The organism is Plantibacter sp. RU18, from assembly GCF_050613355.1.
Lineage (GTDB): Bacteria > Actinomycetota > Actinomycetes > Actinomycetales > Microbacteriaceae > Plantibacter.
The window spans coordinates 2,357,780-2,370,006 of sequence record NZ_CP159618.1 but is presented as its reverse complement, the minus strand read 5'-3'; the positions used below and the strand labels follow the sequence as shown (position 1 = coordinate 2,370,006).

Below are 12,227 nucleotides of genomic sequence, written 5' to 3'. Positions count from 1 at the left end.
GTGGCGGCTGCCCGCGGCGGAAGCGGCCTGGCGTATCGGCCGAAGGCGGGGGAGATCCCCGCCTCGCCGGGTGTCTACCGTTTCAGCGATGACTCAGGCCGGGTGCTCTACGTCGGCAAGGCGATGAACCTCCGCGCGAGGTTGAGCAACTACTTCGCTCCGTTGCACTCGCTGCACGAGCGCACACGCCGGATGGTGACGACGGCGACGAACGTCACGTGGACAACGGTCGGCAGCGACGTCGAGGCACTCCAGCTCGAGTACACCTGGATCAAGGAGTACGACCCGCCGTTCAACGTCAAGTTCCGCGACGACAAGTCGTACCCCTACCTCGCGGTGACACTCGGCGATGAGGCGCCCCGGGTCATGGTGACCCGCAACACCCGCATCGCCGGAGCCAAGTACTTCGGTCCATACCCGAAGATCTGGGCCGTCCACGACACCGTCGACCTCATGATCAAGGTGTTCCCGGTCAGGACCTGCTCCGACTCCGCGTACAAGCGCGCGATGACGTCGGGCAGACCATGCTTCCCGGGGCAGATCGGGCGTTGCGGCGGTCCGTGCTCCGGCAAGGTCACGACCGAGGAGCATCGCGCGATCGTCGACGATTTCGTCTCCTTCATGGTCGGCAACGATCGTCGGTTCACCACCCGCATCACCGCGGACATGAAAGACGCGGCCGCACGCCAGGACTACGAGTCCGCCGCCACGTACCGCGATCAGCTGCAGGCGCTCGACCAGGTGCTCGCGAAGAGCGCCGTAGTCCTGCGGGACGCCGTCGACGCCGACCTCTTCGGCATCGAGCACGATGAACTCGCGGCCTCAGTGCAGCAGTTCATCGTCCGCGGCGGACGCATCCGTGGTGTCCGATCCTGGACGGTCGACAAAGAGCTCGACATGTCCACCGCCGAGCTCGTCGACAGCGTCGTGCAGCGGGTCTATGCCAGCGCGAGCGGGCCGGAGGTCCCGCGTGAGGTCCTCGTCCCGGAGCTGCCGGACGACGCCGCGAGCCTCGAGGACTGGCTCGCAGACCGTCGAGGCACGAAGGTCGCGGTCCGCGTGGCCCAACGCGGCGAGAAGGCCGCTCTCATGGAGACCGCTGTGGTCAACGCGAAGCAGTCACTGATGCTGTACAAGACTCGTCGGAGTTCGGACTTCGTCGCACGCACCCAGGCCCTCGAAGACATCCGCGACGCGCTCGGTATGCCTGAAGCACCGCTCCGGATCGAGTGCTTCGACGTCTCGCACCTGAGCGGGACGAACATCGTCGCCTCGATGGTGGTGTTCGAGGACGGTCTGTCACGCAAGGACGAGTACCGCAGGTTCGGGGTGGCCGAATCCACCGACGACACCGACTCGATCTACCAGGTCGTGTCACGCCGCCTGGCGCACCTCACCTCGGCAGACCCCGTCGAGACGGTGGACGAAGCGACCGGAGAGCGCAAGCGCCGGAAGTTCACCTATCCGCCGCAGCTGCTGATCGTCGACGGCGGACAACCGCAGGTCGCCGCAGCGGCGCGCGCGCTCGAGGAGTCGGGCCTCACCGGGATCACGCTGTGCGGCCTCGCGAAGCGTCTCGAGGAGATCTGGCTACCGGACGACCCCTACCCGGTGATCCTGCCCCGCGGGAGCGAAGCGCTGTTCCTCCTGCAGCGTGTCCGCGACGAGGCCCACCGCTTCGCGATCAGTTTCCAGCGCCAGAAGCGCAAGCGTGACATCTCGACGGTGCTGGGAGAGATCCCCGGCCTCGGTCCGGCGAAGGTCCGGGAGCTCCTCCGGCACTTCGGCTCGGTCGCGCGCCTGAAGACGGCGACGCCGGCCGAGATCACCGAGGTCAAGGGCATCGGCGACAAACTGGCCGCGACCATCCACGACGCCCTGGCATCGGGTGGCACCCGACAGCCGTCACAGGCTCCGCGGAATGGGTAGTCTGGTACTTCCACCCTCGAGGAAAGCGTGTCGATGACCCCCGGCCAGCCGCAGCACCAGCAGGAAGTGCTCATCGTCACCGGAATGTCGGGCGCAGGCCGTTCCACCGTCGCGAACGCACTCGAAGACCTCGACTGGTACGTCGTCGACAACCTGCCCCCGCAGATGCTCCGTCCCCTGGTGGATCTCGCCGAACGCGCCGGTTCGCGGCTCCCCAGGATCGCCGCCGTCGTCGACGTCCGTGGCCGCGACTTCTTCAGTGACCTCCAAGAGATCGTGCCGGCTCTGCGCAGTGGCACGCATCTGCGCATGATCTTCCTCGAGGCGACGGACGCCGCACTCGTGCGCCGTTTCGAGGCCGTCCGCAGGCCTCACCCGCTACAAGGTGAGGGGACGATCCTCGACGGCATCGTCGCGGAGCGCCAACGGCTCAGCGAGATCCGTGAATCGAGCGATGTCATCATCGACACGAGCGACCTCAACATCCACCAGCTCGCCACCACCACCCGTGAGCTCTTCGCCGGAGCCGAAGTCCCCGGCGTGCAGGTGACGGTACTGAGCTTCGGCTTCAAGTACGGTCTGCCGCCGGACGCGGACCTCGTCGCGGACATGCGCTTCCTCCCGAACCCGTTCTGGGTGCCGGAACTCCGCGCGTTGAGTGGCCAGGATGCGGAGGTCAGCCGCTACGTGCTCTCGCAGCCCGGCGCGACGGAGTTCCTCGACAGCTACTCGAGGGCACTCGAACCGGTACTCGCCGGATATCAGCGTGAGAACAAGCGGCACGCGACGATCGCGATCGGCTGCACGGGCGGGAAGCACCGTTCGGTCGCCGTCGCGCTCGAGCTGGCCGACCGCCTCCGCACGCAGTCGGGCGTCGCCGTGCACGTCAGGCACCGAGACCTCGGACGCGAATAGCGTCCACCGGGCCCGCCGCATCCGCTGGCGAACCCGAGCGCACCGATGGCCGCGGTCATCGGGCGACAACACCCGCAGCATGATCGAGGCCGGCATCCGACGGCGTCATCACGACAGATAGGAACCACCGTGGCCCTCACCGCCGACGTCAAGAACGAACTGGCGCTCGTCCGCGAGACCCGCAACTCGGTCCGCGCGGCCGAGCTCGCATCCCTCCTCCGCTTCTCCGGCGGTCTCCACACGATCTCCGGCCGGGTGGCCATCGAAGCCGAACTCGACAGCCCGACGCTGGCGCAGCGCGTCCGCCGGGACATCGGTGAGCTCTACGGCATCCGCAGCGAGATCCTCGTGCAGAATCCGGGGAGCAATGGGAAACCGACGCTCTTCGTCGTGCGTGTGATCGAGGGCGGAGAGACACTCGCCCGCCAGACCGGACTCCTCGATGCCCGCCGCCGCGCCGTTCGCGGGCTTCCGAACCGTCTCACGACAGGCTCACGCGACGAACTCGCCGCCGTCTGGCGCGGGGCCTTCCTCGCGACCGGGTCGCTCACCGATCCCGGCCGTTCCGCCTCGCTGGATGTCGTCTGCCCGGGCAACGAGTCCGCGATGGCCCTGGTCGGTGCCGCCGGTCGGATCGGCGTGCCGGCCAAAGCACGCGAGGTCCGGGGGATCCACCGCGTCGTCATCCGCGAGGGCGACGCCATCAGCGGCATGCTCTCCCTCATGGGTGCCACGGGGACGGTCACCTCCTGGGAGGAGATGCGTCAGCGCAAGGAGGTCCGCGCGACGGCGAACCGCCTCGTCAACTTCGACGACGCCAACCTGCGTCGTTCCGCTCAGGCGGCCGTCGCTGCGTGCGCACGCGTCGAGCGGTCCCTCGAGATCCTGGGCGACGAGGTCCCCGAGCACCTTCGGTACGCGGGAGCGCTGCGCCTCGATCACCGGGAGGCGAGCCTCGACGAGCTCGGCCACTTCGCGGATCCGCCGATGACCAAGGACGCGATCGCCGGCCGTATCCGCCGCCTCCTCGCCATGGCCGACAAGCACGCGAGCGACCTCGGTATCCCGGGAACCGACGCCAACCTGCCGGCCGATTACGAGGACTGAAACACACCATGAACCCTCGGCGCGGCCGTGCCGACGTGTTTCGTCATGCTGGGAAGAACCCAGGCCTCGTGTCGGTTGCCGCTCGCTAGACTGGGTGATGACGCTCAGAGCCGTGTGCAGACAGCGCACGGGACAACACGAGGAGATCACAACGAATATGGCTGTTTACTCACTGCCCGAACTGCCCTACGACTACAGCGCGCTCGAGCCGCACATCAGTGCGACGATCACCGAGCTGCACCATGACAAGCACCACGCCGCGTACGTCGCAGGAGCCAACACGGCTCTCGAGAAGCTCGCAGAAGCGCGTGACGCGAACGACTTCGCGAACGTCAACAAGCTCGAGAAGGACCTCGCGTTCAACCTCGGCGGACACGTCAACCACACCGTCTGGTGGAACAACCTCTCACCCGACGGCGGCGACAAGCCCACCGGTGAGCTCGAGTCGGCTGTCGACGAGTACTTCGGCAACTTCGACAAGTTCCAGGCGCACTTCACCGCGGCTGCGCTCGGCGTGCAGGGTTCCGGCTGGGCAGCGCTCACGTGGGACACCCTCGGCCAGCGCATCAACATCCAGCAGTTCTTCGACCAGCAGGGCAACTTCCCCGCCGGCACCGTCCCGCTGCTGCTGCTCGACGTCTGGGAGCACGCCTACTACCTGGACTACAAGAACGTCCGCGCGGACTACGTGAAGGCGTTCTGGAACATCGTCAACTGGGCTGACGTCCAGGCTCGCTTCGAGGTCGCGCGCAAGCAGACCAACGGCCTGCTGGTACTGTCGTAGTTGACCGGTCCGTCCCGGTCCTCCGGGCCGGGACGGACCACTTCCTGCTCAATTGAGTAGGCGCTCACTCCGAGCAGACCGTACAATCGCGCCGTCGGCGCCTCAGTATCAGGAGTCATCTGTGTCCGTCAAGATCGGCATCAACGGCTTCGGCCGCATCGGCCGCAACTTCTTCCGCGCCGCCCTCGCCAAGGGCAGCGACCTCGAGATCGTCGCAGTCAACGACCTCACCGACAACAAGGCTCTCGCCCACCTCCTGAAGTACGACTCCATCACGGGTCGTCTGGACGCGACGGTCGAGCTCGACGGCGACAAGATCATCGTCAACGGGAAGCCCATCATCGTCCTCGCGGAGCGCGACCCCGCAGACCTGCCCTGGGGCGAGCTCGGCGTCGACATCGTCATCGAGTCGACCGGCCGCTTCACCAAGTCGGACGATGCGCGCAAGCACATCACCGCCGGCGCGAAGAAGGTCCTCGTCTCCGCTCCCGCCACGGGGAGCGACGTCGCGACCATCGTCCTCGGCGTCAACGAGGGCACCTACGACGCAGCGACGCACGACATCATCTCGAACGCCTCCTGCACCACGAACTGCCTCGCGCCGCTCGCCAAGGTGCTGCTCGACAACTTCGGTATCGAGCGCGGTCTCATGACCACGGTCCACGCCTACACTGCCGACCAGAACCTGCAGGACGGACCGCACAGCGACCTCCGTCGCGCGCGCGCCGCAGCGGTCAACATCATCCCGACCTCGACCGGCGCAGCCAAGGCGCTCGGTCTGGTCATCCCGGAGCTCGTCGGCAAGCTCGACGGCTACGCGCTGCGCGTCCCGGTCCCGACCGGCTCCATCACCGACCTCACTGTCGAGCTGACGAACCCGGCCACCGTCGAAGAGATCAACGCTGCATACAAGACGGCCGCAGAGGGTCCCCTCAAGGGCATCCTCAAGTACACCGAGGACCCGATCGTCTCGAGCGACATCGTGACGGACCCGCACTCCTCGATCTTCGATGCCGGCCTCACGAAGGTCATCGGCTCGCAGGTCAAGGTCGCCTCGTGGTACGACAACGAGTGGGGCTACTCGAACCGCCTCGTCGACCTCACCGAGTACGTCGCGGACCGCCTCTAACCAACCGGCTGTCTGCCAGACTCCTCACCAGAGCAGCCAGACACCGCATGGTCCGAACGGGCGTCCTGAATCATGTTCAGGGCGCCCGTTCGGCTTCATCGTCTGTCCCGGCTCCGCGCAGAGAAAGACCCACCACATGACCCTCCGCACCCTCGATTCGCTCGGCGCCCTCGGCGGCCGCCGCGCCGTCGTCCGCCTCGATCTCAACGTCCCGCTGCAGGACGGCGTCATCACCGATGACGGCCGCATCCGCGCAGCCCTCCCGACCGTCAACGCACTCATCAACCAGGGTGCGCGAGTCGTCATCGTCTCTCACCTCGGCCGGCCCGACGGCACGCCTGACGCGAAGTACAGCCTCGCGCCGGTTGCGCAGCGTCTGTCCGAACTCCTCGGCAAGCCCGTGACCTTCGCCGCCGACACCGTGGGCAGTGCTGCCACCGAGGCTGTCGCCGCCCTCACCGACGGCGACGTCGTGCTCCTCGAGAACCTGCGCTTCAACGCCGCCGAGACGAGCAAGGACGAGGCCGAACGCAACGCGTTCGCCGCGAAGCTCGCCGCCTTCGGCGATGTGGTCGTCTCCGATGGATTCGGCGTCGTCCACCGGAAGCAGGCGAGCGTGTACGAGCTCGCGAAGCTCCTGCCGAGTGCCGCAGGCCTGCTCATCTCCACCGAGCTCGACGTCCTCGACCGGCTCACCGAGACCCCTGAGCGCCCGTACACGGTCGTCCTCGGCGGTTCGAAGGTGTCGGACAAGCTCGGCGTCATCGGTCACCTCCTCCCGCGCGTCGACTCGCTCCTCATCGGCGGCGGAATGCTCTTCACCTTCCTCGCCGCCAAGGGCCACCCGGTCGGCTCGAGTCTGCTCGAAGCGGATCAGATCGACACCGTCCTCGGCTACCTCGCCAAGGCGGAGGAGCTCGGCGTGAAGATCGTGCTGCCCACCGACGTCGTCGTCGCCTCGAAGTTCGGTGCGGACGCCGAACACGTCGTGCGCCCCGCCGAGGGCATCGAGGACACACCGTACGGCTCCGCCGGCCTCGGCCTCGACATCGGTCCGGACACGGCAGCCGCGTTCGCGGAGATCGTGGCCTCCTCCAAGACCGTGTTCTGGAACGGCCCGATGGGCGTCTTCGAACTGGCTCCGTTCGCGGCGGGCACCCGTGCTGTCGCAGAAGCTCTTACCCGCACGGACGGCCTCAGCGTCGTCGGTGGCGGTGACTCGGCCGCCGCGGTTCGCGCGCTCGGCTTCGATGATGACCAGTTCGGTCACATCTCAACTGGCGGCGGCGCGAGCCTCGAGTTCCTCGAGGGCAAGCGCCTGCCTGGACTGGAGGTCCTCGGATGGCAGCAGTAACCCCGGGGCACGCGCGCGTGCCCCTCATCGCCGGCAACTGGAAGCTCAACCTGGATCACCTCCAGGCGATCGCGCTCGTCCAGAAGCTCGATTGGACGCTGAAGGACGGCAAGCACGACTACGCCGACGCAGAGGTCGCGATCTTCCCGCCGTTCACCGATCTCCGTTCGGTCCAGACGATCGTCGCCGCTGACAAGCTCCAGCTCGCCTACGGCGCACAGGACCTGTCGCAGCACGACTCCGGCGCCTACACAGGCGAGATCTCCGGAGCGTTCCTCGCGAAGCTCGACTGCCGCTACGTGCTCGTCGGTCACTCCGAGCGTCGCACCCTGCACGACGAGACCGACGAGGTCGTCCAGGCGAAGACCGCGGCTGCGGTCAAGCACGGGCTCGTCCCGGTGATCTGCATCGGCGAGACTGCGGCGGACCTCGAGCAGCACGGTCCGTCGGCAGTGCCGGTCGCGCAGCTCCGCGCCGCGATCGCCGGCCTGTCGCCCGACGCCGACATCGTCGTGGCCTACGAGCCCGTCTGGGCCATCGGTTCCGGTCAGGCCGCGACGCCGGAGCAGGCGCAGCAGGTCGCTGCAGCGCTCCGCGCCACGCTCGCCGAGGTCCTCGGCGACGATGCAGCCCAGCGGACCCGTATCCTCTACGGCGGATCCGTGAAGTCTTCGAACATCGCCGGTTTCATGCGCGAACCCGACGTCGACGGTGCCCTCGTCGGTGGCGCGAGCCTCCTCGCCGAGGAGTTCGCGGGCATTGCACGCTTCTCCCAGCACGTCGGCCTGTAAGCGCTCGACTCATCCAGCATCACCCACCTGGCTCGGCTCTGCGGCATCGTCCGCGGGCCGAGCCGGGTCCGTTGCACCGTCGAGGTATACTTGACGACGGTTCAGCCCCTCTGAACGCGAATGCGAAAGGTTTCACGTGGAGATTCTCCAGGTCGTCCTGCAGGTGCTGCTCGGCATCACCAGCCTCCTGCTCACCTTCCTGATCCTGTTGCACAAGGGTCGCGGTGGCGGACTCTCCGACATGTTCGGTGGCGGTTCGTCCAGCAACCTCGGCTCCTCGGGCGTGGCAGAGCGGAACCTCAACCGCTTCACCGTCATCCTCGGTCTCACGTGGGGCGCCTGCATCGTCGTCATCGGTCTCCTGACCAAGTTCGCCGCGGCGTAAACAGCTCGCGGCCCCGGCTCCACGTAACACACCCGAATCACTCTCGACAGCACGAGAAAGAGGAAACACCATGGCATCAGGCGGAAGCGCAATCAGAGGATCACGCGTCGGCGCAGGTCCCATGGGCGAGCAGGACCACGGCTACCACGCCGACCGCATCGCCATCTCCTACTGGGACGCCCTCGGCAACGAGACCGTCCGGCACTTCGCGGCCAACGTGCCCGACGAGGAGATCCCCGAGACGATCGACTGCCCGACCTCCGGACTGCCGGCAGGCCGCGACAAGGCGAACCCGCCCGAGGTCGCAAAGCTCGAACCGTACAAGACGCACCTTGCCTACGTGAAGGAACGTCGCACGGAGGAAGAGGCAGAGCAGCTGCTCGAAGAGGCGCTGCAGCAGCTTCGCGCACGCCGAGGCACCGCCTCCAAGTAGCCCGACGCCGCAACATGAACAGGCCGTTCCCCGAGGGGAACGGCCTGTTCATGTTGCGTTGCTGTCCGTTGTGGACCTGAGCGATCAGTACTCCGGCAGGATCAACGCGTCGGGCACTTCGGCCGCGGCGTCCTGATCGACGAAGAACACGGTGCGCTTGCGACCCTTGGCTCCGGCAGCGGGGACCTCGTTGTAGCTGGCCCCTGCAAGCGCGAGACCGAGCACCGAGGCCTTGTCTGCGCCGGCGAGCACGAGCCACACCCTGACCGAGGAGTTGATCGCCGGCCGGGTGAGGCTCAGGCGCTCCGCGGGGGGCTTGGGGGAGTTCCGCACCGGAACGACCGAGACGTCGGTCACCGAGACCTCGGCGCGTTCCGGGAAGAGCGAAGCGACGTGCCCGTCCGGTCCGACACCGAGGAACGTGATGTCGAAGCGTGGGTGGTCCTCATCGTCTCGAGCGAACCGCTTCAGCTCGTCGGCATACCAGGTGGCGGCGGCATCGAGATCGATCCCGTCCTCTGGTGCCGGGTAGCCGTGCACGTGCTCCGCGAGCAGAGCACGCTCTGGGAGAGCGAGAAGGTCGTCGAGGAGCGCTTCACGCGCCTGGAACTCGTTGCGATCGGCGTGGTCGCGGGGGACCCACCGTTCGTCGCCCCACCACAGGTGGACGCGCGACCAGTCGACACGGGCGCGGTCCTTCGACGCGGCCACCGCGGCCAGCGTACCCGTCCCGACGGTTCCGCCCGTGAGCACGACATGCACGGTCTCCTGCGACTCGAGGAGCTCCCGCGTCCGCGAGAGGAACCGCTTGGCGACAGAGGTGGTCAGTTGCTCGCGGTCCTGATAGACGAGGACGCGTCGCTCGGTCGGCATCAGCTTGCCCGAGCTCGAAGCGTGACCGGCTCACCGAGTCCGGGCAGGCCGACCGTGATGACCTGTCCGTAGAGCACGTCGGGGTCGAGCGTGCGAAGTTCCTCTGCGAGGCAGTCGCGCAGGCTGCGCCGGGGGAGGGACAGGTCGTGCGTCGGCTGACCGGGCTGGATGAGGGTCGCGATGTCCGGAACGGGACGCTCGAGGATGACGTTCCCGGAGGCGCGCGTCAGGCGGACACCGTGGATGCCGCTCGAGCCGTGGGCCATGCTCAGCTCATGGGTCACCGTGACCTGCAGCTGCAGCTGCAGCCAGGCCGCGAGCAGTTCGGTGGACGGGGAGTCCGATGCTCCGGAGACCTCGATCGCCGTGACCGGCTCGTAGGGCGGCTGATCGAGCACTGCGGCGAGCTGGGCCCGCCACAGCGTCAAACGGGTCCACGCGAAGTCGGTGTCACCGGGCGCGTAGTTCGCGGCACGACCGCGCAGCGCAGCGTGGGTGTCCGCCGCTGCTGACGCGTCCGTGATGCGTCGCTGGGCGATCCGGCCGATCGGCGAGGTTGAGACGCGCTCGGGCGCCTCACCCGGCCACCAGGCGACGACCGGTGCGTCAGGCAGGAGGAGACCCGTGACGAGGCTCTCCTCGTTGTCGGCGACCGCACCGTACGCGCGGAGGATGACGACCTCGCTCGCGCCGGCATCGCCACCGACGCGGATCTGCGCGTCGAGACGGTCGCCGACGGACGAGCGCTCGCCCTCCGCCTCGGTCGACAACACGATGACACGCATCGGGTGCTCACGAGACGCCTCATTGGCGGCCTCGATGGCTTCCTCCTCGGCACCCAGACGCGTCGAGATCACCAGGGTGAGCACACGCCCCAGAGCGACGGCGCCGCCATCCTCGCGGATGGTGACGAGCGCTTTGGAGAGCTTGCTCGTGGTGGTGTCGGGCAGGTCTACGATCATGGTCGTCTCCAGGTACGTCCGTCGCGGTTCATGAGGTCATCGGCAGAGGACGGGCCCCAGGTTCCGGGAGCGTACTGCTCCAGCGGTGTGTCCTGAGCAGCCCAGTACTCCTCGATCGGATCGAGGATCTTCCAGGAGAGCTCGACCTCCTCGTGCCGGGGGAACAGTGGCGGGTCGCCGAGCAGCACATCGAGGATGAGTCGCTCGTAGGCCTCGGGGCTCGCCTCGGTGAATGCATGTCCGTAGCCGAAGTCCATCGTGACGTCGCGCACCTGCGTGCCAGCCCCAGGGACTTTGGAGCCGAACCGGATCGTGACGCCCTCATCGGGCTGGACGCGGATGACGAGCGCGTTCTGCCCGAGTGCAGACGTCTGGCTCTCCGCGAAGAGATACTGCGGGGCACGCTTGAAGACCACGGCGATCTCGGTCACGCGACGGCCGAGACGCTTCCCTGCGCGCAGGTAGAACGGCACGCCGGCCCACCGGCGGGTGCCGATGTCGAGGCGCATCGCGGCGTAGGTCTCCGTCGTCGACTCGGGATCCATCCCGTCCTCGTCGAGGAACCCGGTGACATGTTCGCCACCCTGCCAACCGCCGGCGTACTGGCCGCGAGCGGTCGCGGCGCCGAGGTCGTCCGGAAGCCGGACGGCAGCCAGCACCTTCTCCTTCTCCGCGCGCAGATCGGCTGCGTTGAAGGAGATGGGCTCCTCCATGGCGGTCAGCGCGAGGAGCTGGAGCAGGTGGTTCTGAATGACGTCGCGGGCGGCGCCGATCCCGTCGTAGTACCCGGCACGACCGCCGACGCCGATGTCCTCGGCCATCGTGATCTGTACATGGTCGACGTAGTTCGCGTTCCAGATGGGTTCGTACAACTGGTTCGCGAAACGGAGCGCGAGGATGTTCTGAACCGTCTCCTTGCCGAGGTAGTGGTCGATCCGGAAGATCGAGTCGGACGGGAAGACCGACTGCACGATGTCGTTGAGTTCGCGAGCCGTCTTGAGGTCGCTCCCGAACGGCTTCTCGATGACGACCCTGCGCCACTGACCCTCGGCGGGCTCCGCGAGGCCGGAGCGCCGGAGCTGCTCCGTGACCTGCGGGAACGCCTTCGGCGGGATGGAGAGGTAGAACGCGTGGTTGCCCATGGTTCCGCGGTCGGCATCGAGTTCCTCGATCGTGGCCTTGAGCTTCTCGAAGGCCGCGTCGTCGCCGAACTCGCCGGGAACGAAGCGGATGCCCTGCGCGAGCTGGTTCCAGACGTCCTCACGGAACTCCGTGCGGGCGTACTGTTTCACGGAGTCGTGGACGACCTCCATGAAGTCCTGGTCCTCCCAGTCGCGTCGGGCGAACCCGACGAGCGAGAAGCCGGGCGGCAAAAGGCCGCGGTTCGCGAGGTCGTACACGGCCGGCATCAACTTCTTGCGGGACAGGTCGCCTGTCACGCCGAAGATGATGAGGCCGCTCGGACCCGCGATCCGATTGAGGCGTCGGTCGGTGTCCACCCGCAATGGGTTGGACTCCGGGGTGATTTCCACCGGGGACATGAAGCTCCTTGTACTGTGACGCGC

At 67.4% G+C, this 12,227-nt stretch carries 12 protein-coding genes; 9 read left to right on the top strand and 3 right to left on the bottom strand.

What is annotated here, in order from left to right; all coding sequences use genetic code 11:
• From uvrC to ABMA10_RS11375, 9 genes are all read left to right on the top strand, one after another.
• Complete coding sequence (gene uvrC / locus ABMA10_RS11415) at positions 1-1,929, top strand: excinuclease ABC subunit UvrC (protein ID WP_347868768.1); 1,929 nt, start codon at positions 1-3, stop codon at positions 1,927-1,929.
• Positions 1,930-1,962: 33 nt separating this feature from the next.
• Positions 1,963-2,844, top strand: a complete 882-nt coding sequence (rapZ, locus tag ABMA10_RS11410) for an RNase adapter RapZ (protein WP_347868862.1) — start codon at positions 1,963-1,965, stop codon at positions 2,842-2,844.
• Positions 2,845-2,973: 129 nt separating this feature from the next.
• Positions 2,974-3,951: a DNA-binding protein WhiA gene (gene whiA, locus ABMA10_RS11405; RefSeq protein ID WP_347868767.1), complete on the top strand. Its 978-nt coding sequence runs from the start codon at positions 2,974-2,976 to the stop codon at positions 3,949-3,951.
• A gap of 157 nt (positions 3,952-4,108) precedes the next feature.
• The gene (locus tag ABMA10_RS11400; RefSeq protein WP_347868766.1) at positions 4,109-4,735 is read left to right on the top strand and encodes a superoxide dismutase; all 627 of its coding nucleotides are present in this window, start codon (positions 4,109-4,111) and stop codon (positions 4,733-4,735) included.
• A gap of 121 nt (positions 4,736-4,856) precedes the next feature.
• Positions 4,857-5,864, top strand: a complete 1,008-nt coding sequence (gap, locus tag ABMA10_RS11395; protein ID WP_086473268.1) for a type I glyceraldehyde-3-phosphate dehydrogenase — start codon at positions 4,857-4,859, stop codon at positions 5,862-5,864.
• A gap of 136 nt (positions 5,865-6,000) precedes the next feature.
• The gene (locus tag ABMA10_RS11390; RefSeq protein WP_347868765.1) at positions 6,001-7,218 is read left to right on the top strand and encodes a phosphoglycerate kinase; all 1,218 of its coding nucleotides are present in this window, start codon (positions 6,001-6,003) and stop codon (positions 7,216-7,218) included.
• Entirely contained in the window at positions 7,206-8,009 is an 804-nt protein-coding gene (gene tpiA, locus ABMA10_RS11385) for a triose-phosphate isomerase (RefSeq protein ID WP_347868764.1), read from the top strand. Before ABMA10_RS11390 ends, tpiA begins: the two co-directional genes overlap by 13 nt.
• 136 nt (positions 8,010-8,145) lie before the next feature.
• Complete coding sequence (gene secG, locus ABMA10_RS11380) at positions 8,146-8,394, top strand: preprotein translocase subunit SecG (RefSeq protein WP_347868763.1); 249 nt, start codon at positions 8,146-8,148, stop codon at positions 8,392-8,394.
• A 70-nt stretch (positions 8,395-8,464) separates the two neighbouring features.
• Complete coding sequence (locus ABMA10_RS11375; protein ID WP_347868762.1) at positions 8,465-8,827, top strand: RNA polymerase-binding protein RbpA; 363 nt, start codon at positions 8,465-8,467, stop codon at positions 8,825-8,827.
• A gap of 84 nt (positions 8,828-8,911) precedes the next feature.
• Here the strand turns inward: ABMA10_RS11375 and pgl are convergent, their stop codons facing one another.
• Genes pgl through zwf form a run of 3 tightly spaced genes read right to left on the bottom strand, consistent with a single transcriptional unit; the run spans position 8,912 to position 12,203 of the window.
• The gene (gene pgl / locus ABMA10_RS11370; protein WP_431030566.1) at positions 8,912-9,700 is read right to left on the bottom strand and encodes a 6-phosphogluconolactonase; all 789 of its coding nucleotides are present in this window, start codon (positions 9,698-9,700) and stop codon (positions 8,912-8,914) included.
• Positions 9,700-10,662, bottom strand: coding sequence for a glucose-6-phosphate dehydrogenase assembly protein OpcA (locus ABMA10_RS11365; protein ID WP_347868760.1), 963 nt, complete (start codon positions 10,660-10,662; stop codon positions 9,700-9,702). The genes pgl and ABMA10_RS11365 overlap by 1 nt, the downstream gene beginning before the upstream one ends.
• Complete coding sequence (gene zwf, locus ABMA10_RS11360; protein ID WP_347868759.1) at positions 10,659-12,203, bottom strand: glucose-6-phosphate dehydrogenase; 1,545 nt, start codon at positions 12,201-12,203, stop codon at positions 10,659-10,661. Before zwf ends, ABMA10_RS11365 begins: the two co-directional genes overlap by 4 nt.
• Positions 12,204-12,227: the final 24 nt, after the last annotated feature.

What these genes read in the sequence shown, in the direction of transcription:
- rapZ (WP_347868862.1), top strand. Translation starts at nt 1,963, where the DNA reads ATGACCCCCGGCCAGCCGCAGCACCAGCAGGAAGTGCTCATCGTCACC.
- ABMA10_RS11400 (WP_347868766.1), top strand. Translation starts at nt 4,109, where the DNA reads ATGGCTGTTTACTCACTGCCCGAACTGCCCTACGACTACAGCGCGCTC.
- ABMA10_RS11390 (WP_347868765.1), top strand. Translation starts at nt 6,001, where the DNA reads ATGACCCTCCGCACCCTCGATTCGCTCGGCGCCCTCGGCGGCCGCCGC.
- tpiA (WP_347868764.1), top strand. Translation starts at nt 7,206, where the DNA reads ATGGCAGCAGTAACCCCGGGGCACGCGCGCGTGCCCCTCATCGCCGGC.
- ABMA10_RS11375 (WP_347868762.1), top strand. Translation starts at nt 8,465, where the DNA reads ATGGCATCAGGCGGAAGCGCAATCAGAGGATCACGCGTCGGCGCAGGT.
- pgl (WP_431030566.1), bottom strand. Translation starts at nt 9,700, where the DNA reads ATGCCGACCGAGCGACGCGTCCTCGTCTATCAGGACCGCGAGCAACTG.
- ABMA10_RS11365 (WP_347868760.1), bottom strand. Translation starts at nt 10,662, where the DNA reads ATGATCGTAGACCTGCCCGACACCACCACGAGCAAGCTCTCCAAAGCG.
- zwf (WP_347868759.1), bottom strand. Translation starts at nt 12,203, where the DNA reads ATGTCCCCGGTGGAAATCACCCCGGAGTCCAACCCATTGCGGGTGGAC.